This is a genomic window from Acetobacter sacchari (genome assembly GCF_017377715.1).
Lineage (GTDB): Bacteria > Pseudomonadota > Alphaproteobacteria > Acetobacterales > Acetobacteraceae > Acetobacter > Acetobacter sacchari.
Map to the genome: position 1 here is coordinate 122,932 of NZ_JAFVMF010000008.1, position 25,543 is coordinate 148,474.

The 25,543-nt window shown below is 59.6% G+C and carries 19 protein-coding genes; 5 read left to right on the plus strand and 14 right to left on the minus strand.

Annotated features, from left to right (window positions below):
- The first annotated feature begins 39 nt into the window (after positions 1–39).
- Entirely contained in the window at positions 40–2,361 is a 2,322-nt protein-coding gene (gspD, locus tag J2D73_RS08865) for a type II secretion system secretin GspD (RefSeq protein ID WP_207881229.1), read from the plus strand.
- A complete protein-coding gene (locus J2D73_RS08870) occupies positions 2,354–3,172 on the plus strand; it encodes a type II secretion system protein GspK (RefSeq protein WP_207881230.1) in 819 nt (272 codons plus the stop codon). The genes gspD and J2D73_RS08870 overlap by 8 nt, the downstream gene beginning before the upstream one ends.
- Positions 3,173–3,179: 7 nt before the next feature.
- Here the strand turns inward: J2D73_RS08870 and gspG are convergent, their stop codons facing one another.
- Positions 3,180–3,620 carry a type II secretion system major pseudopilin GspG gene (gene gspG / locus J2D73_RS08875; RefSeq protein WP_207881231.1) on the minus strand — a complete coding sequence of 147 codons (441 nt, stop codon included), beginning with the start codon at positions 3,618–3,620 and terminating at the stop codon, positions 3,180–3,182.
- Positions 3,621–3,766: 146 nt separating this feature from the next.
- Here gspG and J2D73_RS08880 point away from each other — a divergent pair, with 146 nt between their 5' ends.
- Positions 3,767–4,180: a lytic transglycosylase domain-containing protein gene (locus tag J2D73_RS08880; RefSeq protein WP_086642749.1), complete on the plus strand. Its 414-nt coding sequence runs from the start codon at positions 3,767–3,769 to the stop codon at positions 4,178–4,180.
- 15 nt (positions 4,181–4,195) lie between these two features.
- Here the strand turns inward: J2D73_RS08880 and J2D73_RS21255 are convergent, their stop codons facing one another.
- Complete coding sequence (locus tag J2D73_RS21255) at positions 4,196–4,840, minus strand: QcrA and Rieske domain-containing protein (RefSeq protein WP_369334003.1); 645 nt, start codon at positions 4,838–4,840, stop codon at positions 4,196–4,198.
- 297 nt (positions 4,841–5,137) lie between these two features.
- Between J2D73_RS21255 and J2D73_RS08890 the strand changes: the two genes are divergently transcribed.
- Together J2D73_RS08890 and J2D73_RS08895 are read left to right on the plus strand one after the other, a co-directional pair.
- A complete protein-coding gene (locus J2D73_RS08890) occupies positions 5,138–6,889 on the plus strand; it encodes a phospholipase C (RefSeq protein ID WP_207881233.1) in 1,752 nt (583 codons plus the stop codon).
- A gap of 14 nt (positions 6,890–6,903) precedes the next feature.
- Complete coding sequence (locus tag J2D73_RS08895) at positions 6,904–8,265, plus strand: cytochrome-c peroxidase (protein WP_341535057.1); 1,362 nt, start codon at positions 6,904–6,906, stop codon at positions 8,263–8,265.
- Between the two features lie 105 nt (positions 8,266–8,370).
- On the opposite strand, the gene J2D73_RS08900 is transcribed toward J2D73_RS08895, so the two are convergent.
- The 12 genes from J2D73_RS08900 to J2D73_RS08955 form a co-directional block, all read right to left on the minus strand.
- Entirely contained in the window at positions 8,371–10,017 is a 1,647-nt protein-coding gene (locus J2D73_RS08900; protein ID WP_207881234.1) for a urocanate hydratase, read from the minus strand.
- Positions 10,018–10,020: 3 nt separating this feature from the next.
- On the minus strand, positions 10,021–11,127 hold the full coding sequence (locus J2D73_RS08905; RefSeq protein ID WP_207881235.1) for a DUF917 domain-containing protein: 1,107 nt from the start codon (positions 11,125–11,127) through the stop codon (positions 10,021–10,023).
- Positions 11,128–11,153: 26 nt separating this feature from the next.
- The gene (locus J2D73_RS08910) at positions 11,154–12,407 is read right to left on the minus strand and encodes a Zn-dependent hydrolase (RefSeq protein ID WP_207881236.1); all 1,254 of its coding nucleotides are present in this window, start codon (positions 12,405–12,407) and stop codon (positions 11,154–11,156) included.
- Positions 12,404–13,768: a dihydroorotase gene (locus J2D73_RS08915; RefSeq protein WP_207881237.1), complete on the minus strand. Its 1,365-nt coding sequence runs from the start codon at positions 13,766–13,768 to the stop codon at positions 12,404–12,406. The genes J2D73_RS08910 and J2D73_RS08915 overlap by 4 nt, the downstream gene beginning before the upstream one ends.
- Positions 13,761–15,299, minus strand: a complete 1,539-nt coding sequence (locus tag J2D73_RS08920; protein ID WP_207881238.1) for an aromatic amino acid lyase — start codon at positions 15,297–15,299, stop codon at positions 13,761–13,763. Before J2D73_RS08920 ends, J2D73_RS08915 begins: the two co-directional genes overlap by 8 nt.
- 79 nt (positions 15,300–15,378) lie before the next feature.
- On the minus strand, positions 15,379–16,659 hold the full coding sequence (locus J2D73_RS08925; protein WP_207881239.1) for an MFS transporter: 1,281 nt from the start codon (positions 16,657–16,659) through the stop codon (positions 15,379–15,381).
- A gap of 15 nt (positions 16,660–16,674) precedes the next feature.
- On the minus strand, positions 16,675–19,053 hold the full coding sequence (locus tag J2D73_RS08930) for a TonB-dependent receptor (RefSeq protein ID WP_207881240.1): 2,379 nt from the start codon (positions 19,051–19,053) through the stop codon (positions 16,675–16,677).
- A 31-nt stretch (positions 19,054–19,084) separates the two neighbouring features.
- Positions 19,085–20,386 carry an MFS transporter gene (locus tag J2D73_RS08935; protein ID WP_207881241.1) on the minus strand — a complete coding sequence of 434 codons (1,302 nt, stop codon included), beginning with the start codon at positions 20,384–20,386 and terminating at the stop codon, positions 19,085–19,087.
- Complete coding sequence (locus J2D73_RS08940; protein ID WP_207881242.1) at positions 20,383–21,633, minus strand: LysR family transcriptional regulator; 1,251 nt, start codon at positions 21,631–21,633, stop codon at positions 20,383–20,385. The genes J2D73_RS08935 and J2D73_RS08940 overlap by 4 nt, the downstream gene beginning before the upstream one ends.
- 691 nt (positions 21,634–22,324) lie before the next feature.
- Positions 22,325–23,770 carry a class II fumarate hydratase gene (gene fumC, locus J2D73_RS08945; RefSeq protein WP_207881243.1) on the minus strand — a complete coding sequence of 482 codons (1,446 nt, stop codon included), beginning with the start codon at positions 23,768–23,770 and terminating at the stop codon, positions 22,325–22,327.
- 195 nt (positions 23,771–23,965) lie between these two features.
- Positions 23,966–24,523 (minus strand): HdeD family acid-resistance protein, encoded by a 558-nt coding sequence (locus tag J2D73_RS08950; protein WP_341535061.1) that lies wholly within the window; start codon positions 24,521–24,523, stop codon positions 23,966–23,968.
- A 199-nt stretch (positions 24,524–24,722) separates the two neighbouring features.
- Entirely contained in the window at positions 24,723–25,535 is an 813-nt protein-coding gene (locus J2D73_RS08955; protein WP_207881245.1) for an ElyC/SanA/YdcF family protein, read from the minus strand.
- Between the last annotated feature and the right edge of the window lie 8 nt (positions 25,536–25,543).

Consider the following 25,543-nt stretch of genomic DNA (forward strand, 5'->3'; position numbering starts at 1 on the left):
CTGTTTTTTGTTTGTATATCATAGATTCGGTGAAATCTCTTGAACGACTCGGTTTCTCTTCACGTTGCCCTCGAAATGCCGGTTGGGCGTCGTCGTCGTTCAGGGGCGCGATGGCCATATCTGCTTTCCGTCGCATTGCTGGCCGGATGCGCCGATCAGACGCCTCATCCGGGTGCGCTGCCGACTCCACGCGCCAACAACGGGGCTACGCCGCGGATCGACGGGGCTGTTGGTGCGCAACCGCCTGTGCGCACAGGCATGGTCAGCTACGGCCGCGGACAAGGACGGACGAGCGGTGGTCTCGGAGGGGATGGCGCAGGAGATATTACGCTCAATTTCGCCGACACAGATATCCGCGCCGTCGTCGATCAGGTGCTTGGGCAACTTCTGCATGTCAACTATCTGGTCGATTCCAGCGTGCATGGGTCGATTACGCTCAAGACCACTACGCCTGTAAGGCAGGATCAGCTTCTGCCGGTACTTCGCGCTGCGCTTTCCGGGGCGGGAGCGGCTCTGGTGTTTGAGAACGGCGTTTATCGCGTCACCGCCGCAGGAACGCCGGGGGGAGAACAGAACGACGGCGAAACGGTTGTCTCGCTGCGATACACCTCAGCGGATGCGTTGGCCAAAGCGGTGCAGCCGATATTGCATAACGGCGGGCATATCGTCGCCGCGCCGTCTGGAAACGCCGTGGTGGTGACGGGAGACCCTGCGTCGCGCGCGACGTTGGTCGAACTGGTTCATGCGTTTGATACGGACGTGTTGTCGGGGCAGTCCTATGCGCTTTTTCCCGCAACCAGCGGCGACGCGCAGGAACTGGCGACCGCTCTGGAAACAGCTTTGTCCAGCAAGAAGGGGCAGGCGATGGCGGAGAGGTTGCGGGTCGTGCCGATGCCGCGCATTGAGGCCGTCATGGTGATCGCCACCCAGTCGTCGCTGATCGAAAACGCGCGACGCGTATTTTCCGTTATCGAAGCGGAGCGTCGTCGCACGGTGCGGAAATGGAACGTCTATTACCTTCAGAATGGGCGAGCGAACGATATCGCCTATATCCTTCAGCAGGCGTTCACTCCCAACCACGTGACGGCGACGCCTTCGTCCAAGCTGAACGCCAACAACAGTAACCAGTTCATGTCATCGGGCCAGTCTGGGGGGACAGGCCTCGGTCTGGGCTCGTCGAGCACTTCCAGCGGCACTCAGTCAAGTTCACTGTTGGGTGGATCGTCGGGCTCTACGAGCACGGGGCAGACGCAGGGGGGCAGCGGATCTGACGCCAGCGGCCAGAATGGGCAAGGATCAGACGGTATTTCGAATAATCCTCTTTTGGGTGGTCTTGGTAATTCTTCTGATACCCGTTCGACCGATAGCGAGATCCGTATCATCCCGGATCTGCAGAATAACGCCGTCCTTGTCTATGGCACCACGAACGAGACGGAGACGGTTTCGTCCATGCTGCGCAAAGTGGACATAATGCCGTTGCAGGTCAGGGTGGACGCGACGGTGGCCGAAGTGACTCTTAACGACACCTTGCAATATGGAACGCAGTTCTTTTTCAAATCTGGCGGCATCAACGGCATCCTGAGCACGGCCACGCAGACGCTGACTTCGGGTAATCTTGCGACATCGGAACTGTCGAGCAGCTTCCCGGGCTTTGTGATCGGTGGCCACGGAGCGGCGGGAGCGCCGTTCGTCATCAACGCGTTGCAGGAAGTGACGTCCGTGAGGGTTCTGTCATCGCCGGAGCTGATGGTCGTAGACAACCAGCAGGCGTCGTTGATGGTTGGCGATGAAGTTCCCTATCTGACAGGGAGCACGACCGGAGTCCTGACGTCCAATTCGACGATCACGAACTCCATCAGCTACCAGCCGACCGGTGTTATTCTGCAGGTGACCCCGCATGTCAGCAATGGCGGAGTGGTCACGCTCGACATTTCACAGCAGGTCAGTTCTGTGGCGTCTACGACGACCTCCTCGGGTAGCGGCACGATCAACAGTCCTACGTTCTCCCAGCGTATGGTCACGTCTCGGGTGGTCATTTCGGATGGACAGACCGTCGGATTGGCCGGGTTGATCTCGGACAAATCGAACAAGGCGAATCAGGGAATTCCGTGGCTGAAAGACGTGCCGATTCTCGGACTGCTGGGTGGCACGCAGAATAATACTCGTGAACGAACCGAACTTCTCGTCCTGATCACGCCGCACGTCATCCACAATCAGACAGACGCATACGCCCTGACCGCCGATCTGCGGGAGCAGCTTCCCCGGGCGGCTGTGTTGCCTCACGACTTGAACGTCATGCCGATGACAGGGTCTGATAACCCGCAGCACCGTGTGCTGCATAGCATTGGCCTCAATGACTGATCCCCGTGATACCCGTCGTGGGGAGGAGGGAGGGTTTGCGCTGCTGCTGGTCCTGTGGATGCTTGGCTTTCTCGCATTGCTGGTGAGCCAGACTCTTTCGACAGGCCGCGCCGCGTTACGCCTGGGCGATGCAGCGCTTGAGCGGGCGAGACTGGAGACCATGGCGGACGCCGCGATCACTACGGAGCTGTTTTCAGTCGCAACAGGCGTAAGTGGCGCCGGCGGAGTCTGGAAGGTGTCTGGTGACGAGAAGAATCTCGTGCAGGTTCGCAGCATCATCGAGCGAAACAAGATCAATCCGAATGCGGTCAGCGTGACGTTGATGCAGGCGTTGTTGGTGGCGAGCGGCACGCCGCCGGACAAGGCGACGGTGCTCGCAAATGCGATCTTCGCCTGGAAAAATCCGGATTTGCAGGAGCAAGCGCCATCGTCGCAAGGACGGGAAGAAAGTCGCTGCGTTCCGCTCGGCGCGCCGTTTCATACTTTCGACGATCTTGCTGTGGTGCCGGGGATGACGCGCTCATTGGCGCAGGCGCTCGCCCCCCATATGTCGTTTGCGCAAATGCAGCCGACATCGTCCCTCACGCGCGATCCCGTCGTCCGGGCGGCGCTCGTCAAGGCAGGGTTGGTCATTCCGGGGCAAGCTATCCAGAGGGAAGATGTTGAGGACGAAGAGGCGCTGGTGGTCGTCGACGCGAAGGCTTCAGGTGATGGCGGTGCGATGCTCCGTCATGCGGAGGTTGTGCTTCTGCCCGATGCGCGCCCCGTTCCCTGGCGCGTCATGCGTTGGGAAACGAGTGACATTCATTGAATGCGCGTCAAGGATTGCAGATTTCTTCATGTCCAGTGCTATCACGAGCACTTCCGGATGGGCCTTGAGAGCAAAGATCGTAATCGTGATTCTCTCGATCGGAAGGCGAGCGATAGGTATAGGGATGCCGCCATGGATCGAGTGGAGCGGTGGCGTCCTTGAGGTAAGGGCCGTTCCAGCTTTCGGCGGACGACGGTCGATGAATGAGCGCATCCAGCCCGTCTTCGGTTGTCGGGTAGGCGCCGTTGTCCAGCTTGTACATGTCGAGAACGGAGCCAATTCGCGCGATTGATTGCTTTGCGACGGACACGCGCGCCCCGCCCAACTGCCGGAGCGCGGCGGGCGCGACCAACCCGACGAGAAGGCCGAGGATAGCGAGCACGACGAGAATTTCCAGCAGCGTGAAGCCGGCGTCGCCTTCGTTCCGGTGATCGGGGAGGTTTGACATTTCTGTAAAAGAACTTTCGCGATATCGATTCCGATACGTTAGTAAACCGACCGAACCGTGGCAGGACAGGGTAGAATTGTTAAAGAACTATGAAACATGATGTCCGACCTTCGACTTGAAAGGATATGCCTCTATAAGAGCTGTCCATGCCCGCGCCTCTACTCGCCTGCGTGCTCGCCGCAGCAATCCGCTATGACATCCCGCCCCGGGTTTTCCCGACGATATGGGAGGTTGAGCGCGGAGCGAATGGCGTTGTTCATCGGAATGCGGATGGATCGTCCGATCTCGGCCTGATGCAGATAAACACCCGATGGGTCGAGGTGATTTCGAAAATAACACATATGCCTGCGGTCCAGACTGCGGCGCGTCTGGTTTCCGACGGATGTTTCAACGTCGCGGCGTCGGCGGTGGTGTTGCGCACGTATCTCAATGAGACCCACGGCGACCTTATGCAGGCTATCGGAGATTATCATTCGCACACGCAGGGTTTGAACGAGGATTATCAAAAAAAGATATTAGAGCAAGCACGAAAGCTTTTTCCAACGCCGCCGTCGCAGTAGCGCACCTGAATACAGTTAGTCGGCGCGCGACGCGTGTGCGCCGACAGGTCGCGATATCGCGGATGCGATTCGCAAAAATCCTTCTTCCTCTTCGATATGTACATAAGGAAGAGGCGAGGGGGCGGGGCCGTCCATGACTTGTCCATTGTGATCCACGTCATATGCCGAGCCATGACACGGACACACGAGAAGGCGTCGCTCTACGTTCCACCCGGAGACGAAGCAGCCCGCATGTGGGCAGATCACTGAAAAGCCGACAATCGCGGTAGGTGTTTGTAGAATCCAAAAGCGATTGAAACTTGTTTCCTTGCGCGGGTCACCATTTTCGGAATTGATCGGCCAGCACATGATGGGCGCGTGCACGCTCAGAATATCGTGCGGCGTCAGTCTTTTCTCCGCATTATCCGACACTTTGCACAGAAAATCTTTTGTGGCGAAGGTCGTGCGGGCGCTGGCTCCGAATGTTTGCGCCCGGATGTGTGCGCTGCAGCAAAGGGCCCCACCTAACAGTCCGGCGACGTGACGGCGGGATAGAAGGTTTGAGTCGTTAACATCCACCGCGCCACGCCGCCTACAAGTTATTCGGTATGGTCTCTTATAGGGACTGAACAAGGACGAGACAGGACGTCTCGAAATCATCATGAAAATGTCATATGTCATTTCACAGTCATTCTGATTTAAGAATCGTTATCAACTTCATGAATTGTTTGGAATTTTAACAGAATCATCACACAGCTTTTTTTGATCTCGTCCTATTCACGCCGCAGGCTCCGGTGCCTTCAGTTTGCGGGCGATATAGGCAGAAGCTCAATGTTGACCGCGACATGTCGGAATCAGGAGAGCCCCCACTCCCGGGTCATCTTTCGGGGCCAGTGATGATGCGTCTTGTTCGTGCGCCGATCGCTCTGGTTCCTCCATCATGAAAGGTTGCGAACTGTGTTCGTAAAACGCGCGCGGATGACATTGTCCGCCCTGTTGTCACTCTCGATCTTCACGCCGCAGATTACGCTGGCGCATGATGGCTGGTCTGGTCAGTGGGGCCGCCCCTCCCCGGAATCGTTCGCGCATACCCGCACGCCTATCAAGCACATCGTCGTGATCTATCAGGAGAACGTTTCCTTCGATCACTATTTCGCCACGTACCCGTACGCGACGAACGCTTCGGGCGAGCCGTCCTTCAAGGCGGCTCCCGGAACTCCCAGCGTAAACAACCTGCGCAACAATGACCTGCTTCTGCAAAACCCGAACACCAACTCCGCAAACGGGACAGGCGCCGCGTTGCCGTTCCGCCTGGACAGGTCTCAGGCCAGCACGGCCGATCAGAATCATGCGTACACGGCTGAACAGATGGCCTATGACGCAGGAAAGGCTGATCTGTTTCCGCTTTACACCGGCTCGGGCACGTCCGGAGGCGTTGGCGCGTTCGGCACAAAGGGGCAGGTCATGGGGTACTATGACGGCAACACCGTCACGGCCTTGTGGCATTATGCGCAGCGCTTCGCGATGAGCGACAACGCCTACACCGATACATACGGTCCTTCGACGCCTGGCGCGCTGGAAGTCGTCTCTGGTCAAACCAACGGCATGAAAATTGTCGCCACGACCCAAAGCCCCAGCACAAAAGCCAAGTCGTCGTCCTATGTCGCGGACGGGCAGGGCGGCTGGACAATGGTCAACGACATCGACCCCGCTTACGACACCTGTTCGTCTGCGACGAATCAGGTTCAGATGACCAGCAAAAATATCGGCGATCTGCTGAATGATCGCGGTGTCACGTGGGGCGGCTTCATGGGCGGCTTCGATCTGGGGTCCACGAACAGCGATGGCACCACCGGATGCAAGCGACAGACTTATTCATCAGTTGTTTCCGAGAATGTCGCCGACTACATCCCGCACCATAACTGGTTCCAGTATTACGTCAGCACGTCGAATCCGACCCATGCCCGGCCGAAGTCAGATCGCACCATCGGATATTCATACATCCCCGGCGGTTCGGAAAAAGAGCCCGCCAATCACGAGTACGATCTTGAAGACTTCTACAAGGCCGTAAAGAAGGGGAATTTCCCCTCCGTTTCGTTTATCAAAATGCCTGCATATCAGGATGGTCACGCTGGCTACTCCGATCCGCTCGATGAACAGGCGGGCATCGTCAAGCTCGTGAACTTCATCCAGAAGCGCCCCGAGTGGCGGGATACCGCTATCGTCGTAGGGTATGACGACTCTGACGGCTGGTATGACCACGCTTTCGTCAAGCCGACCCATTCCTCCTATGCAGCTTCGGCTGACCAGTTGAATGGCGACGGAGCCTGCGGAACTGGAGACGCTCCTGAGGGCGTGCTGGGCAAGACCGTGAATGGCCGCTGCGGCCCCGGAACGCGCACTCCGCTGATGGTGATTTCTCCGTGGGCGAAGATCAACTATGTCGCTCATAATCTGGTGACGCAAAGCTCTGTGGTCCGCTTCATCGAGGACAACTGGCTGGGGGGCGCACGTCTTGGCGGCGGCTCCTTTGATGCGGCGGCTGGCAAGCTGGATGACATGTTCGACTTCACCCGGCCACCGCAGAAAGCCACCTTGCTGCTGGATCCGGAAACCGGCGACATTCGCCACGATGGGCTTCGTTCCGGTCATGACGACGACGGCGACCACAACCATCACTGGTTCGGTCACGGTGGTGACGAATCTCCGTTCGGCCCGCAGTTCCAGTAAATTTTCAGGCTGGAATGAGAGATTGCTCAAAACAGACGCGGTTCCTGTGGAAGTGCGTCGCCGCCCTGACGGTGTTTTTCATCGCCGGGGCGCATGCTCAGGCGGGGGGGACGTGTCAGCCCCGCTCTGACGGCTCCAATCCGTGCCCGGTTGCGTTGCATAGGCCGGACTCTCGGCCATTGTCTGCGATGGCGCAAATTGGCAGGGCGATGTTTTACGACACCGCCCTGTCAGGATCTGGACGTCTGTCCTGCGCCTCCTGCCATGATCCAGAGAATCATTATGGACCGTCGGGCGCGGCCGCGGTGTTTCTTGGCGGGACAGATATGAAGAGCCAGGGACGCCGCGCGGTGCCATCTCTGATGTATCTGGAGCGCCAGCCGGCGTTCAGCATCGGCCCTGACGATCCTCTCGCGGAAACCGCGCCGCAAATACAGGCGGCGTCGGCTACAACGTCTCATGGACCGAAGAGCGCAGCGAACACGGCGGCTTCGGCTGCCAACCTTGTGCCGCAGGGCGGGTTGTTCTGGGATGGGCGCGCAGACACTTTTCAGCAGCAGGCGACTGGGCCTCTTTACGACCCGGTTGAAATGGCGTCGACGCGTGAGAAAGTGCTCGATCGTCTTAATCACGCCCCTTATACAGCAGCGCTCATGCAAATGGCGGGGGTCTCAGGAGAAAAGTCACCGGATTTTCTGCTTGATGAGGCAATGTTCGCGCTGTCCCGATATCAGGTCGAGGAAAAGGATTTCCATCCGTATTCAAGCAAATTTGACTCCTGGCTTGAGGGGCGCGCGAAGTTCACCTCCCTGGAGCGCCGTGGGTATTTGTTATTCAATGATCCCGAGAAAGGAAATTGCGCCGCCTGTCACGTCGACACACCTCAGGCGAATGGACTGCCGCCGCTCTTCACCGATCATCAATACGAAGCTCTGGGCGCGCCGAGAAATTTAGATATTTTGATGAACCGTGATGCGTCTCACTATGATCTGGGTGTTTGCGACGCTCAGAGCGCAGGAAGAAAAGCGCTTGCAGCCTATTGCGGTATGTTCGCAACTCCAACCCTTCGTAATTCGGCGACACGAAAAGTTTTTTTTCATAACGGCGTATTCCATTCGCTCGACAAGGTTCTTGAGTTTTACGCATTGCGCGATATCGACCCCGCGAGATTCTATGGGCGCGATTCATCGGGAAACGTAAGGGCTTACGACGATTTGCCTCAACAATATCGAGCGAATCTGGATACGACAGATGCTCCGCTCGATCGTAAGCCCGGGGATCAACCTGGAGTTTCCGAAGATGAACGCGCAGCGATTATCGCATTTCTCAAGACCCTGACGGACCGTCATGTCACGACGGGCCATGGCGCTCCGTAATCACGTTTTTCCTCGGTGCAGAAGGTCAGGTTCGGAAAATATATGGCGTTGCTGACGTTTTCGAAATTCTATAAATTCGAACGCCAGCAGCGTGTAGTGCGCGATTCAGCGAAGATTTATATAGGGGATGTTCGATTTTTGAATTTCGTTGAATGACTCGGGGTATCCCGCATCTGCGTAGCGCATCACGCCAAGGCTGGTGTCATTGGTCAGGGTTAGACGCAACCTTTCATCCGCCTCCGACGAACCATCTGCGATAGTTGTAACGCCCGCGCTGGTCATGTAGCCAGCATATCCACCTCCACCGGAGTGGATGGCGACGAGATCGGCCTGCGAAGAGCACGCCAGCATCGCATTGAGCAGCGGCCAGTCGGCAATGGCGTCGGAGCCATCCTTCATGTTTTCGGTCATTATATTGGGATGCGCCATAGCCCCGGCGTCCAGATGATCGCGCGTGAAGGCGACAGGGCCTGACAGAACGCCCTCACGCACCATGCGGTTTACGGACAGTGCGACTTTGGTGCGATCTCCATGTCCGAGCCACGCAATCCGTGCGGGCATCCCTTCCACCGGGACGTGCAGGCGGGCGAGGGTAATCCAGTTCACCACAGATGGATTGTCGGAAAATGTCTTCAACAGGTAATCGTCAATACGACTGAGATCGCTTTTGTCGTTGGAGAGCGCGATCCAACGAAAAGGACCGATTCCGCGAGCAAAAAGAGGACGGAGATAGGCTTCTGTGAAAATGGGGATGTCGAATGCGTTGGTCACCCCCGCAGTTTGCGCCTGCGTTCTGATAAGATTGCCGTTATCGAATACTACCGAGCCTTTCGCGCGAAAATCGAGCATCGCCTGCACATGCTGCGCGATAGAGGTCAGAGACAGTTTTGATAAACCGCCGGGATCGCTCTGACGCATGGCCCGCGCTTCGTCGATAGAAAGGCCGCGAGGAATATATCCGTATATGAGGTCATGAGCAGACGTCTGGTCGGTTACGATATCGGGGGTCACGCCACGACGAAGTAATTCGGGGAAAATATCGGCGGCGTTGCCGCATAGTCCGATAGAGCTGGCCTCTCCGGCCGCGCGAGCCTGGTCCGCCAAACGAAGCGCCTCGTCGAGGCCCGCCGCCTGATGCTGAAGATAGCCGTTTTCAATTCGGCGCCTTATGCGTGCTTCATCGACTTCCACACACAAAATTATCGCGCCAGCAAGTCGTCCGGCCAACGGTTGCGCGCCGCCCATGCCGCCCAGACCGGAGGTCAAGATCAGGCGGCCGGTCAGGGCGCCGTTGAAATGTTGTTCGGCGATACGACGGAATATCTCATAAGTGCCCTGGATGACGCCTTGAGAGCCTATATACTGCCAGTCTCCGGCTGTCAGACCGCCCCAGCAGATCAGCCCATCTTGCTCCAGCCGATAAAACTCTTCAGCTTTCGCCCACTGACCCACGATATTGCAGTTCGCCATGATGACGATCGGCGCACGTTCATGCGTTTTTACGACGCCGATAGGCTTTCCCGATTGCACGATCAACGTTTCGTCATCATGCATCGTTGTCAACGCACTTACGATTGCATCATGCGAGGGCCAGTCACGTGCGGCTTTCCCCAATGCTGCGTAGACCACGAGGTTCGCTGGATCTTCGCCCACCGAAAGAACGTTTTCCAGAAGACGCAGAAGGCCTTCCTGCCGCCAGCCGCGACAGCGCAAATTACCGCCAGATGTGACGCCAAACTCTTTCACGGTCATGAATCAGCTCCGGTTTTCAGGAAGACCAATAGCGTAACTGGCCAGATCGATGCCGAGCGAGCGTTCCACGGGAGGGTAGACTGCAGGGTCCAGAACGCTTGACGAGAGTGGAAATTTTGTCTTTTCCACATGAAGAACAAGGATTTCGTCGCCCTCGGAAATCTCCCCGACGCTAAGAGGATATCCTGATGGAGAGAGCGTTGTGATGATATCGGGGAACGAGGCGATGCGTTGTCCAGCGGCGTCGTTCACCGCCATATATTCATTCATGACATGAAGCGTAACGGCGTGATCTCCCACGCCGACAGTAATCGTGCCGACGTCAAAGGCTTCCGGTGTGTAGACAACCGATTTCTTTGATACTTTCCCCTGCGCGATAATGGCTCCGTCCAGTTGCCGCACGATAGTGTCGATAATGGCCGAACCTCCTTTGGAGGCGGCGTCGATAATGGCTTCTCCGAGCGCCAGTGCGCGGGAAATCCCGCCCCATGCGGCGTGACGTTTTACATAGCTGGCGCGCAGTGGATTGCGGCACGATGCGATGAAGCCGCCAGACATATCCGAAGCCGTGCGCAGAATGGGAGAGATACGCGCCGTAGCGCCTTTTGCGACGACTTCCAGATATGCGTTGTTCGCGCGGTTGCCGCCTACGACGGCCTGAATCATGGTTTCAGGCGATCCGGCCATGCCAATGGAGCCCATGTCGCCTGTGGGGTGGGCGCGCATGTCCCCAACGGCGTCGATGACCTTTGTGCCGAGAATGGCGCCGGGCAACCATGCGTTGAGCGTGCTGGACTTGCCGTTCTGTCCGATCATCAGTCCGTAGATTGGTTGGCCCAGTTCTTTCTCGACCAGACGCACGGCGTTGACATAATCGACGCCCAGCATCTGCCATTCCGTCGTGCTTGCGGGCGCTCCGATCGCGGCTGCGGTGGCAATGAACGCGTCGTCGGGAATCTCGTCGGCTTCGACCAGCTCAGGTTGCCCTGCGTTGACCGCTGCAGTTCCGAGCATGCGGCCATGTTCAACCCAGCCCCCGCCGCCACATGCGAAAACCGAGCCGCCAGCAATCGCGGCCTCGACGTCTTTTTCAACCAGTATCCGGCCCATCGGGCGCTCCTTTCGTTGTCAGGGCTTCAGGTCAGGAGGTCGCGCGCAAGTAATGCGTCAGCGAGAACGCGCGCGCCCCGTACAGCGTCTTCCGGCGCGCACCACTCGTCAGGGTCATGACTGCGACCGTCTCGACACGGCGTGAAGATCATCGCGGATGGCGCCAGCCGCGCGAGAAACGCCGCGTCATGCCCCGCTCCGGAGACCATGCGGCGTTGAGAGAAGCCGTTTTCAATAGAAGACTTTTCTACAATGCCGATCAATTTCGGCGCGCATGGCGTCGGCGAGGTGTCCGACTGGATGGTGAAACGCGTCAGCGTCGTTCCGCTGATTGAGGCGGCGTCGCGGCAAGCCGCCTGAATTGTTGAAACAAGCGCCTCGGCGACGTGACGCTCCGAGACGCGAATATCGACAATTATTCGCGCCGTGCGTGGAATGACGTTGGAGGCGTTGGGAGAAATGTCGATCACTCCGCAGGTTGCGGTGACGTGGCCAGCGCCGGACCCGGCTTGCACGCGGGCCTCGGAGTGGACGAAGCTGACCACATGCGCAGCCGCGACGGCGGCGTCCTGTCGTCGATCCATCGGCGTCGTCCCTGCATGGTCCGCACGTCCGGAGAATATGATTTCCAGTCGTGTTACCCCGGCGATGGCCTCGACAACTCCGATCTGGAGGCGTTCCTGCTCAAGAACGACGCCCTGTTCGATGTGCAACTCGAAAAAGGCGCGGATATCGGAACGTCTTGGCTCCGTGAGTTGAGCGGGATCGCCGCCCATGCGCGTTATGGCTTCGCTCAGGCTTTCATCCCATGGGGCGCGTAGCGCGAGGTGCTCCTGAGTAAGCGCGCCGGTCATTCCTCGGCTTCCGATACAGGAAATCCCGAAGTCACTAGGCTCTTCGGCAAGGAAATCAACGATCTCAAGATGGTGACGCAACGATACGCCAGCGTCGGTGAACGCGCGCGCGCACTCCAAGGCGGCGAGAACGCCAAGCACGCCATCGAAGCGGCCGCCGTCCGGCACGGTGTCGGAATGCGATCCACTCATAAGAACGCCGACAGCGTTCTCGGATCCGGCCCTTCGCCCGATCAGATTGCCGCTTTCGTCGATGCGCGTTTCAAGGCCTGCGTCCTGAAAGCGTTCAACGAGCCACGTGCGCCCCTGCATGAAGCGTTCGGAGAAGGAACGACGTGTATAGGGGCGACCGGGCTCCGTTATAGCCGCAAGTGCTTCGATGTCAGCCCACAGCCGGCTACTTTGAACAAACCCGACGATGCTCATGAGGATGTTCCCGATGAAGGAGGGCGGACGAAGCGTCCTGTTCCCGGCTCAGAAAGAACATCTTGTCCATCGAAAACCAGCTTTCCTCGCAACCATGTCGCGGCGATACGCCAGTCGAGCGCGCGGCCATCGTAGGCGCTCCATCCGGCGATGGAATGGCGGCTTTGCGTCGCGTCGTAGATCCAGTTCTGTCTTCTTGCGATTGTGATGTCAGCGTCGCGTCCCGGTGCGAGGCCGCCTTTTTGTGCGCTGAGACGAAACAATCGTGCGGGATTTTCCGCCAGCAATCGGGCCGCATGCGACAGCGACAGGCCGCGCCGCGTGAGTTCTGTGAGGAGAAGGGGGTAAAGCGCCTCCAGCCCTGGCGCGCCGGAGGCGTTTTTCAGCATCTCCGGATCGGATTTTCTGTTCAGGGACCATGATACATGGTCGGTGGAGACGACAGTGACGTTTCCGGCGGCGAGGTGCGCCCACAGACCTTCGACCTCTGCGCGCGGACGGATGGGAGGGTTGATCTTCGCGCGACCGCCCAGGCGGGCTACGTCATTCTCTTCGTCTAGAATGAGATAATGTATGCAGGCCTCGACGGTCGTGTCGAATCCCTGCTGGCGGTAGGCTTCACACAAGGCGTAACCGCGCGCGACAGAGCAGTGCACGACGTGCGCCGAACATCCGGTTGCCGCGGCCGTCTCGTAAATCTGCGCCATTGCCAGCGTTTCCGCCAGTGGCGGGCGCGACATGCCGTGGGCCCGCCAGTCCGTAACGCCGGCGTTTATGACAGCGGTGATCCGTGCGCGGACCATCTCGTCGTCTTCGTTATGAACCCCGGCGATAAGGCCGGTTTTGGCGACGGCTTCGAAGCATGAAGCCAGCAGGTCCGGCGGAATTCTGGGGAAACGCACGGGGTCTGTGCCAAACGTCGAAAACTTGAAGCCGCAGGCGCCTGCTTCCGCGACGGCGGGAATGTGGCGAGGACCGTCATCCGGTGCGATTGTGCCCCACAGCGCGAAATCGACGCGCGCCTGTTCCCTGGCCTCGCGCGCCTTTTGCCGGAGATTTTCGGCAGTGCTGACCAGAAAGCCGTCGTCATAAGGCATGTCGGCGATTGTCGTGACGCCGCCCGCCGCAGCGGCGCGGGTGCTCCAGATGAAATCCTCTTGACCCTTCTGGGAGCGTGAGTGGACCTGCGGATCGATCGCGCCGGGCAGGATCAGCGCGTCGCCATAATCCTGAATCTCACGCGCGTCGGGTGCTGGGCCCTGACCGATCTGACTGATGCGGCCGTCGTCGATCACAATCCAGGCGTCTGGCGACACGGTCCGGGTGGTGACGACTGCGCCTTTGAGAAGCAGGTCATGCATCGGTTGAGGATTCCCTGGCTGCAGGAGGAGGAAAGCGAAATGCGTCTGGCGGGGTCTCGGCGTAGGCTCTGGCGAAGCGATCCAGAACCGTCTCCGTCGACCGCAGGGCGTCGGACACGGGACCGCTGTCGTCGAGAAGAGGCGTCTCCTGCTTCAGGGCGTGGAGAAGCGCTCCGGGCGATCCACTGGGACGCGCGTCCGACAGATGGATTGCCTGCCGCGCGGCCATGGCCTCAAGCGCGAGTAACGGGGTGAGCAAGGAAATCTGTGTTGTCAGTGCGCGTGCGACTGAGGGGAGGTAGCTGGCCTCGTCCTCAAACCCGTTGGCCACAGGAATCTGATACAGCGATGTGGGCGTGGATTCCCGCAGGATAGAGGTCGTCAGATCTGCGGCAAGTTTAGTGGCGGCTCCAAACGCGACCTGCCGTCCGGGTTCGAGGGTCAGGTTGCGCGGCAGGCCGGAAAGATCCTCGCGACAGAGGGCGAGAATGCGCCCGAGCGCGCCCCGAACGTAATGGCAAAGCGCGAGGACGAGCGATTGAGCGTCGAGGGCCAGCGCAAGCGGGAGCGAGGCGCCAGAAGTCATGGCCCGGCCATCGAGAAGTATCGGATTGTCGTCAGCGTGCGACAGGTTGTGCGCGAGCGTCTCTTCGGCGCGGTCCAGCGCGCAGAGCAGGCCACCGCCGATTTGTGGCATGCAGCGGAAACTCAGTGGATCCTGAAGATTTCGGCGCGGCGTCCAGTCGCTTTCACAGCACAGACTTTGCAGAAAGCACGCCACGCGCGTTTCCGTTTCTGTTCCGGTGAGCCGCGCCGTTTCCCACGGCGCTCCGAAGGCGCCAAATCCTGCGGCGCTGAGGGTAAAAACCGACAGCAGCAGGGGCAACCGCGCGCGGAGGTCAGCGACGGCGATCGCCACCCCGGCAACGCCTAGCGCGTTGCTGGAGAGAACTGTCATCACATCCTTTGGCCCCGGATCGATCGGCGCGAGACTGAACCGGGTGAGCAGCGCGGCGGCAGATTCTGGCTGCTCATGGTCGGGGCCGTAGGCGTCTCCTTCACCAAGGAGGGTGGCGCCGATATGGCTCATCAACCCGACGTCGGCGCAACCGATGGAGCCATATTCAGGCACGACCGGGGTGATCCCCGCGTTGAGGAGCGCCGCGAGCGCATGGGCGAGATGCACGCTGGCGCCAGTGTGACCGGTCAGCAAGCCATTCAACCGGGCCGTCATGGCCGTCCTGACCACACGGCGCGGCATATGTGGGCCGGTTCCGAGCAAGTGGGAACGCAGGAGCCGCAACGCATATTTCGGGCGCTCGTCACCCGACACCCGGCTGTCCTTGAATGCGCCGACCATGCTGGTCGTGCCGTAGATGCCGTCGCCTCTGTCGAGAGCGCGTTCAAGCGAGCGTTGGCCAGCAAGCAGACGCGCTACGCCATCTCCACCGAGCTTGACATAAGCGCCGTCAGCGACTGCGATCAGGTCGCTCAGCGGCAATGTTGTTCCGGTCAGGGTGATCGCGGTCACGGCGGCCTTTCTTTCGTTGGCGTGGACTAAAGTGTTTCATCATCAGGAGACTGCTCCCCTATGCTTTTTGGTGCGTAGGCTATACCTCCGGACCGTCCGGGTCATAAGACGGTCGTGAGAACGTGGGCGAGAGCAGGGCGGCCAACGCCGGAAGCGCCGCGATCGACACATAGAGCGCGGCGCTGGGGACGCCACGCCAGACATTTCCGAGAGCGGTCAAAATCGCCGGCGCGAAGCCGCCGAATAGAGAAACTGCAATATTATACGACAATGCGATGCCGCTTGCGCGCACTGATTTCGGGAACAGCCCTGCGATTCCCAAAGGCGCTGCGCCGACAAACAGGGAAACCAGAAAACACAATAAGGCGGCGACTACGATCATGGTGATGACGCCGTGGCTGACAGTCAGCACGGACAAGATGGGGGCGGGAAGAAGCAGAAGCAGGAAAGCAGACGCGAGCATGACGTGGCGTGCGCCGAACCGGTCAGCCAGTTTGCCCGCCGTAAGAGAACCTGCCACCAGCGCGATGTTGCCAAAGAGGTAGGCCACATAGCTGGCGTGGGGCGCGACGCCAAAAAAACGCTGCACGTAGAGAGGAAGGTATATGATCAGGGCGTAGGGCGCCGCGCCCCATAACAGGGATAGCCCAAGTGCGGCGAAAACCGAGCCCTTGTGGCGCTTCGCCAAAACGCCGATGGCGAGCGTTTCGCGTGCGGCCATTCGTCGGGCCGGCGAGGACACGTTGCGACGCATGATGACGCCGAGCGGGATGATTGCAAGACCGATAGCAAATGGCGCGCGCCATCCCCACGCGGCGATCTGCGCGTCGCTCAGAAACGCCGTGACGCAGGCGGCCACGAGAGCGCCGAGCATATTCGACAACCCCATGGTCGCCTGCAGGAAGGAGGCGGAGAACCCCGCTCGTCCACCGGTGGCCCCCTCCACAAGGAAAGCAGCAGCCCCTCCGATTTCGCCGCCTGCTGAAATTCCTTGCAATAGACGCCCGACGCACAGAACGATGATCGAGGCGCGCCCGGCGATCGCGTAGGGCGGGTCGAACAGAATGCAAGCTGTGCCGACGCCCATCAATGCGCATGTCAGCATCAGCGTCGGACCGCGCCCACGCGCGTCGGCATAATGTCCGAGCAGCAACGCCCCCAGCGGGCGGGCGACGGCGCCCAGTCCGAACACCAGCAGGCTCTGGGCCAGAAGGGACAGTGGGTCGGACGGCGGCAGCAATGCTTTCGCGATATAGGGTGCAAAGAGCGCGTAGACCGAAAAGTCATACCATTCGAGAAGATTGCCGACGCAGGCGGCCACGATCGCCATTTTTTTTGCCCGTGGCTGCACCGTTGTCATGACGACGCCTCGCGATCAGAAACTTGCGCTGATCGTGCCGAAGAACTGCCGTGGCGCGCCCATCAGGAAATAATTGTAACCGGTATTCGTGAAGTTGTTTCCCAGTTCGTTCGTCGTCGCGATGTAGGTCTTGTTCGTCAGGTTGTAGATGTTGAACGCCGCCGTAATGCCCTTCAGAGGCCCTGCATTTCCAAAATTGTATCGCGCTCCGAAATTCATCAGGAAATATCCTGGAGCATGCAGGTCGTTGGTATAAGTCAGTTGCCGATGCGACATGTAGATTCCGTCGACATGCGTATCGAAACCGCCGATACGGTAGGTGACGTTCGCTTTATACATGAACTGTGGATAGTTCGGGACCAGTTTGCCACGTGTCGGCTCGACGCCGGAGGACGTCGCGACGTTCTGGTCATACGTCGAGTGCGCATAGGAGAAGGAGTTGTAGATTGAAAGGCCTTCCAGAGGCCGAACGGTCACGCTCGCTTCCGCGCCGTTGGTCGTCACGCCGCCGACGTTCTGCACTGCGGTGATCGGGTTGATACCCGAATTGTTGGTGATCAACTGCAACCGGTTGGAAAAATTGATGCGGTAGAGGGAGGCAAGAGCGCTGACAATCGGAGAGGTGTAGCGGTAGCCGCCTTCGTATACCCAGTCCGTTTCCGGTTTCAGCGTGTTTTTCGTCGCCTGAAAACTGGCTTGCGAGGCGGTCCATGGCGTCGCCGACACGTTGGTTCCGTAGCCGTCGAGAGGGAAGGAACGCATATTATGCGATACGTCGAAGAACAATTCGTGACGAGGCAGGAATCGCCATATCGCGGAAACCTGAGGCAGGAAGGCGTTTGACGCCTCCAGACGCCCCTGCGCGACCTGGGTGCCGTTGATGGCGGCGTCCTGCGTCAGCACGCTGTTGCCGGAATTGACGATCATCGACTTGAAGCCTGCGTTCACCGTCAGAGTGTCGGTAATCTTGTAGGTGTCCTGAAGGTGGAACACGAACGTGTTCGTGGAGAACGCTTCCTGCCATGGGGTCGCAAAAATTTTGTCGCCCGGAAAGCCGGTGGTCGGGTTGCCGAGCGTGCCCTGCCCGAGCAGCGGCGCCTCGGTGAAATAGCGGCTTTCGGTGAAGTTGCCGTATTCATACCAGACACCCGCGTTCAGCTTATGCCGCCCGATTTTCCATGTCAGGGCCGTTTCGAAACCGCCTCGCGCGATGCCCGGAGTCTGGACGCGCTGCGAGAGCGGCGCACCGTTGGGCGAAGGCATGTAGGGTGTCGTCCAGGTGCTGTATCCGCTATCGCCATGGGCGTATAGCGTGGTTTTCCAGTTCAGCGACGATGTGAGATTTTCGTCGAGCGTGACGCCGCCCAGATAGTCGACGCGATTGGCCGTGCCCGCGTAGTAAGCGGCGTCGAGAGGATCGTTGGTCTTGAGCACGGTCGAAGAATAGTGGCCGAGGGCCGCGTTATAGGCCGCAGTGTAATCGGGGTAATAGTTGGCGAGGTTGGGGCCGACCGTATGCAGCCAGTTCATCGTCATGTCCTGATAGTCGAACTGCTGGATCGAACTCCAGTCGAAGAAGACTTTCACGGAAGAGCCACGCGCGAGCGGTTGTACGAATTTTGCATTGACCTGATCCGAATGATCGTAACCGGAACCTTTCCACAAATTTTCATTCAGGCGCGCGTAAGAAACGTAAAACCGTGTTCCGGTCGGGTTCAGGTCGCCGCTTTCCAGACGCACGAACGTCCGCATCGTGGAGTTGCTGCCGAAGGTCTGACCAATTGAACCGCCCCGTTTGTGCGACGGATCAAGCGAGTGGGTCTCGATGGCGCCGCCCAGATTGCTGGTGGAGGCGACGTCGATTGCGCCCGCTCCCTGCGATACGTCCACGCCGCCGACATTGTCAGAGATGATGGCGCGCGTCACGGCGAGGCCATTGTAGTTGTTGAACTGTTGATCGCCGAGCGGAATGTCGTCGAGCGTGAATCCAAGTTGAGACTGGCTGAACCCGCGCATGAAAATCTGGCTGGAGTACTCATATGCGCCGAATGGATCCGCCGACTGATAGACGACGCCCGGCAATTGGCTCAGCACCTTCAGTGGCGACGTGCCGGGCACGCTTTGCTGCATCATCGTGTGAGTGACGCTGGTCATTTGCCGTGTGGAGCCGCGCCCGAAGACGGTCACGGCTTCGTTGCCCTGCGCGATCGCCCTGGCGTGTCGTGGCGTGGATTGTGGGCTGGTGGGTGAGGATGCAGCACCTGCCGCCAAGGGGTGCGTCAACGGCTTTCGCAACGTCTTCGGCTTGGAGGAGGTCGGGGCTGCGTAGGCGCTGGAAATAATTGCAAGGCTGCTGATGATGCTGGAAAGTGTGAGGAGTTGCCGAGACGTCATTGCGGTATTTCCCTGGCTTGTAAGATGGGTTTCATAGGGCCGTTGGACGATGCGCAGCGTCGCCCGGACGCAGCCCGAATTGGTAGATGAGTGCGCACCCGACGCCGATTGCGCTGGCGACAAGCATTGACGGTGTAAAACTCGAGAAATGATCGGCCAGCGCGCCGGTGATCGCTGGCGCCAGGGCTCCTCCGAGAGAGCCCCCTGTGTTTTGAATGGCTTCCAGCGTAGCGACGCGATTTTCCGATGCGATAATCGTTCCGAGCGTCCACCCGCACGTCATGGCCAGTCCTCCTGCAAACAGGGCGAGCGCCATGAACGCGACCATGAGAGGGAGGCCAAGGCGTAGCGTCGTCAACGCAGTGGCGCAGGCGGAGATCAGCATAGCCAACACAAGTGGCGCTCTGCTGGCGTTGAGTGGATCCATCCCGCGAGCGGCCAGCCGATCCGAGATGAATCCGCCCAGTAAGCTTCCGGCGAAGCCGCAGAACTGAGGCGCGGCCGATAAAAGTCCGGCTTGATCGGTAGTCAGTTTCTGAGATTTTTCGAGCCAGGCAGGCATCCACGTCGCATAGAGCCATGTTACGTAGATGACGCCAGCGAAACCGGTGGTAATGACCCAGCTCGAACGTTTGCGCAGCAGATAGCTCAGATCGTCTTTCAGGACTTCAGTAATTCCGGAATGAACCGTGGGTGAAGGCGGAGGAAGAGCGCGACGATCATCTGGCGCGAGCGGCAACTCCTGTGGTTCGCGATAGAAAATCACCCAGGCCAGTGCAAGAAGGAGGCTGACGGCGCCGATGGTCACCGACATGCCGCGCCAGCCCCACACCGCCATGATCGCAAGCAGAACTGGCGGGGCGATGGCTGGCCCCAAAGCGGCCGAACCGTTGAACAGCCCGATCGGCCGTCCGCGCTCTTCCGGGCGAAACCACAGGACAAGCGCGCGCGTGCCGGAAAGGAAAAGCGGCGTCTCGCCTAATCCCAGTCCGATGCGGGCAAGAAACAGACCCGCAGAACCATGCACAAGTCCAAACGCCATTTGCGCGCAGGACCATATGGCGAGCCCCGCGCCAAGAAGGCTTCGGCTGTTGATGCGATCCGCGAGCAGACCCATCGGAATTTGCCCGGCGAGATACGCCCAGGCGAAGACCGATAACAGCAGGCCCATCCGGGTGTAGGACATGTGCATTTCGGCCATAACTGCGGTGCTGCTGACGGACAGCGCCGCGCGGTCGATGTAGCTGATGCAGCCAGCGGCTACCAGAAAAGCGACCGTCCATGTCCGGCGGCGTGCGACGGCAGGAGAGAGGGACGCAGGCGCCGCGTTCATGCCGCAGGCCTTCGCGACGCGGAGTTTCCCTCCATACGAGTTTCGGCGAAACATGCGCGCAGACGCTCGATGATCGCGAGATTCGAATGATCCTTCCTCCATATCAGGCGCGTCGTCATGCGATAACGATCCGGCAGTGGCCAGGCATGGACAGCCTGAGACTGAAACGATCCGGCGGGCAGAATTGCGCAGCATGTTCCGTCCTCGACGAGCCGGAGGATCAGCGACAGCGATTGCGTTTCAAAAATTGCGGTTGGCGTTACGCCTTCCTGATCGAGGTAGCGATCCGTGATGCGGCGTAGGCCTGTCCCCAGAGCGGGCACGGCAAGAAGCTGCGTGCTGATGATCATTTTCGGCGTTTGTCCGCTTCTGGGGCCATGCGAGCGGTCGAACACCAGATAAATTGGCGATCTTTCGAGATCCTCACGATCCAGACTGGATGGAATATCGATCAGGTCGGTCAATCCGGCGTCGAATCTTCCGTCGAGAAGTCCTTCCACCATCTGCGGCGCCGCGATGGTCGAAATTGTGAGGGAGGGTTGATAACGGCGGTGGCGCCAGAGACGAACGAGGTTGGCCAGCACTGCTGTCAACGAGCTTTCGCTACTGGTCGGCATCATGGACGCAAGGCGCAGCGTTCTTGATTCCCGGAAATAGCTGAAGTTTTCGTCTCGGGTGATTTGTCGGTACGTGTTGTCTACGAGTTGGCACCCCTGCCTCAGCAGTTCCGCGGCGGTAGTTGGTTCGGCCCCATTGGAACTGCGCACGAAGAGCGTGCGACCGAGAATTTCCTCAAGCCTGCGGATCTGCCGCGAAAGCGTCGGTTGCGTAAGCGACAGCCGTTGCGCCGCCGCAGCGATACGCCCCGTTTCGTAGACGGTGAGGAAATAACCGATCATGCGCAAAGTCAGGCCTGACTGAAGCAGGGCGCGCATGTCGTGGGTCGACAAAGGGGCGGGTGCGTTCTCTTCGGGCTGCCCGATGATCTGGTTGTTAGAGATCAGAGAGCCGCACCAGCCCAGTAATTGACGGGCGGAGTTATACAGACTTTCGCCATACGCGGTCGTCAGCGCCCGGCCTCCTTTACGAAGCGACGTGCGGGACAGGAGGTGCGCCGCCATCGCCTGTTCAAGCGCAGACACGCTGTGAGTGATCGCGGACGCGCTGACGCCCAGAGCGAGGGCTGCGCGCGCCGCGGAGCCTTCGTCTACAAGGTTCGTAAAGTAGATCAGTGCCGGAAGTTCCATTCCTGCGTGCGCCCCGGAGACTGTGATGACGAGAGTCTTGTCGTGAACGTTTGCGGGAGCGAGAAATAAATAACTAATTATTTTTGTTATTTATAAAAACCCCGCCCCACAATCGTATCGCAGCACTTCTGTAACGATCTCGCAATTGCAATCGTGCGAGAGGCATAGGGCATGCACAAAAAAGCATATATGTTGAAACGATCGAGTGACCATTGATTTTTTGAAATGATTCGCGCGGAGGCGGGAGAAATCGGGGAGAAAAGCCTAGGCTGGCGCATCGTCGGATGCGCCGAATGTGCGAAACTGTTCGGGCGAAGTGCGCGCCTCGCGGCCTAAACGGAGCGCCGCAGGCTGGGGCGTGTCAGGCCGCAACGAACCGGAAGATTTGATAAAGACGCATCAGAACGAAAAACCAAAGCCTGGAATGTTCTTGAAAGCCACGTGCGAGCGTCTTCAGGCGAGCAGCAGGGCAGGCTAGCAAGGTGAAAACGAGAGATAGTTCCGACAGACGCTCTTAGTCCGGCAAACTCGATGAAGGGGGAACGCTCCGGGGCGACGCGCGCGCCGATCTGAATCGTCCCGACAACTCATCGGCCTGAAAATGGCTTTCAGTTCGCTCTAAAACGTAACCAAGCCCTGTCGTTTCTAATTCGGGAAAATGATCGAAAACGGCGCTGCCTGAACGGCAGGCTCACGCGCCAGCGTAGCCGTCGCCTACCATGTCGAGCGGCTTTACATGCCGGTCGAACGTCTCCGCGTCGACGCCGAGCGCAAGCGCCGCCTCGCGGAGCGTTTCGTCGTGTTCGATTGCGCGATGAGCGACGGCCGAGGCCTTGTCGTATCCGACCACTGGACTCAGGGCGGTGACCAGCATGACCGAACCTTCGACGTAGCGGCGGATGCGTTCCTCGTTGAGCGTTGTGCCCTCGACCGAGAAAATGCGGAAATTGTGACAGCCGTCGGCCAGAATGCGGATTGCGTGCAGGACATTCGCCACGATGACCGGGCGCATGACGTTCAGTTCCAGATTGCCTTGCGCTCCGGCGAACGCGACGGCTGCGTCGTTGCCCAGCACCTGTGTGGCGATCATGACCAGCGCCTCGCACTGCGTCGGGTTCACCTTGCCCGGCATGATCGACGAACCGGGTTCGTTTTCCGGCAGGCGCAGTTCTCCCAGTCCACAACGAGGACCGGAGCCCAGCCAGCGCATGTCGTTTGCTATCTTCATCAGTGCGACGGCGACGCCGCGCAGGCCTGCCGACGCGCGCACCATGGCGTCAAGACCGCCAAGGGCCGCAAATTTGTTCGGCGCGGTGACAAAAGCGCGTCCGGTGAGGCTTGCGATCTGCTCAGCGATGGCCCGGCTGAAACCCGGGGGCGCGTTGAGGCCGGTGCCCACGGCGGTCCCTCCGGCGGCAAGCTGCAACAGGCCGCCCCGGGCGGCTCTCAACGCATCCAGAGCGTCTTCGAGCTGCTGCGCCCAGCCGGACCATTCCTGCCCGACAGTCAAAGGCACGGCGTCCTGCAGGTGCGTACGGCCGATCTTCACGACTTTCGCCCACAGTTCCGCTTTGCTGGAAATCGCGGCGATCAGAGCTTCCACCTGCGGGATGAGCGCGTCGTCGATCTGCAGGAGCGTGACGACGTGCATGGTGGTGGGAAACGAGTCATTGCTCGATTGCCCCATATTGACGTCGTCATTGGGATGAACGGGTTTCTTCGAACCGATCTCGCCGCCCAGAAGCTGGATCGCGCGATTTGAAATCACTTCGTTGGCGTTCATGTTGGTCTGGGTGCCGGAGCCGGTCTGCCACACGAACAGCGGGAACTCGTGGTCAAGTTTGCCCGCAGTCACTTCGTCCGCCGCCCGAATGATCGCGTCCGCCTTCCATTGCGGGAGCCGCCCGTCGGCCGCGTTCACCAAGGCGGCGGCTTTTTTTACCACGCCATAGGCCCGGCACAGCTCGATCGGCATTACGTCCCGGCCGATCGAGAAATGCACCAGACTGCGTTGCGTCTGCGCGCCCCAGTAATGGTCGGCGGGCACTTCGATGGAGCCCATGGAGTCCGTCTCGACGCGCACGCCGCTTGCATCGATCCCGATGGGAAGATCGCGTATCTCGTGATTGTCGCTCATCGCATGCTCCTGACTTTTGAAACTGCAGCGCCAGCTGGCGTGTCCCTGGGCGCACGCCGTGAGGCGTAACGCCTGAAATGCGACTTGCCTCAGGCTCCTCCGGCTACGAGCGCGTCCTGATCGCGCTTAAAGCATCCTCATATCGCCAGACGATTTGATCTAATCACGATCTGCTGCGGCGGAACGCCCCCCCCATCAGAAGCCGGTGCCCAACGTCGCAATCGCGCCGCGCCGCAGCGCCAGTCCGAACTGAATCCAGCCGACGCCGACGAAGATCAACTCCGCAGCGATAATCGTGCCGATCAGCCACAGCCCGGACCACGGCAGAGTCGCATATAACGTCACGCCGACGACAAAGCTGAACAGTCCGCCGAGCAGGACGACCCACCAGCCGGAGAGTTCCCGATGGCGTGCTGCGATCACTGCACGCGTCACGCCGCTGATGACCAGACTGACAGCCACGAAGATCGTGATGACGACCGAGCCCGCGACCGGTTCCTCTATCAGCAGGCCGCCACCCACAACATACAGCGCGCCTCCGAGAATGGAGAACAGGAAACCTCCCCAGTCCTTCACCGCGAAAGCGTGGATCACCTGCGCTACGCCAGCGACGATCAGGAGAGCCCCCAGCACGATCGTACTGGCGAGCGTAACGGAAATTGCGTCAACCCATGCGATTGCGCCGAGAACGATGCTGACGACGCCGAGGGCGACGAACAGGAACCAATGTTTTTTGCCGAGAGTTGCGGTCACGGATCCTGATCCTTTGCCATTCGTTTTCTTGACGAGCGATCCTACACTCTTCCCGGCTCCCCTGTCGCGGTCGGTGATGAGCAGGAGCGGAACTGCGCGCGGATTAAGCGTTCGTTCGGAGCATGGCTGGAGTGCGGACAAGGGCAGGTTGACCGAAGGCGTGATGGTCATGAGGGCGACGTAATCCCGAACCCGTGCTTTATTCTGTCCTGGTCGAAGCTGCAGAGGCAGAGTTTCCCGGACCGGGGAACCATGCGTCGGTCCAGCCTCTGAGCCGATAGGCGGTCAGGCCGATCCATTCGTGCGCAGCCCAGTCCAGCGTCGCCAGACGACCGCCGAGAGACAAGGGCCATGCGCTCAAACGTTCGCGTGACACATACCCAACAGGGAAGGGAAGCACGTTCCACCCGATCTTGCGGAACACGCCGACAGAGCGCGGCATATGACTGGCGGAGGTGATCAGCACCCAGACTTCATCAGGCTTCGGATGAACAAGGGCGTAGCTGTCGGTGGCGTTTTCGCGCGTGGTGCGCGAACGATCTTCGTAGATCACGCGGTCCGGAGGCAGCCCAAGCTCGGTGAGAGCCATCCGCGCCCATTTGGCCTCGTTCGAGACGCCCTGCTTGATGTCGCCGGAACCCCCGGTGAAAACCAGCTTCGCATCCGGATACCGGCGGCTCAAGGCCACGAAAGCGGTCAGACGGTTGGCGGCGTTGGCGATGATTGGCGTCCCTCGGTCCTGACTGAGCACGTCGTCGATCGATCCGCCAAGGACGATGACCCCGTCCACGTGGGCAGGCGGATCGACGATTTGCGGAAAGCGGTCGTCAAGTGGCCTGACCGCCCATTGTTCTACGGGAAATACGAGGCACGCCCCGAAACCGATGGCGGCGGCCCACACCAGGGCGCGCCCGGCGCGCGTCGCGCGGAGCAGCAGACCGAGCAGCAACGCCTCGACCAGCAGGGCGGTTGGGGAGAGGGCGATCGTCAGGATTTTGCCGATAGTGAACACGGTACGGG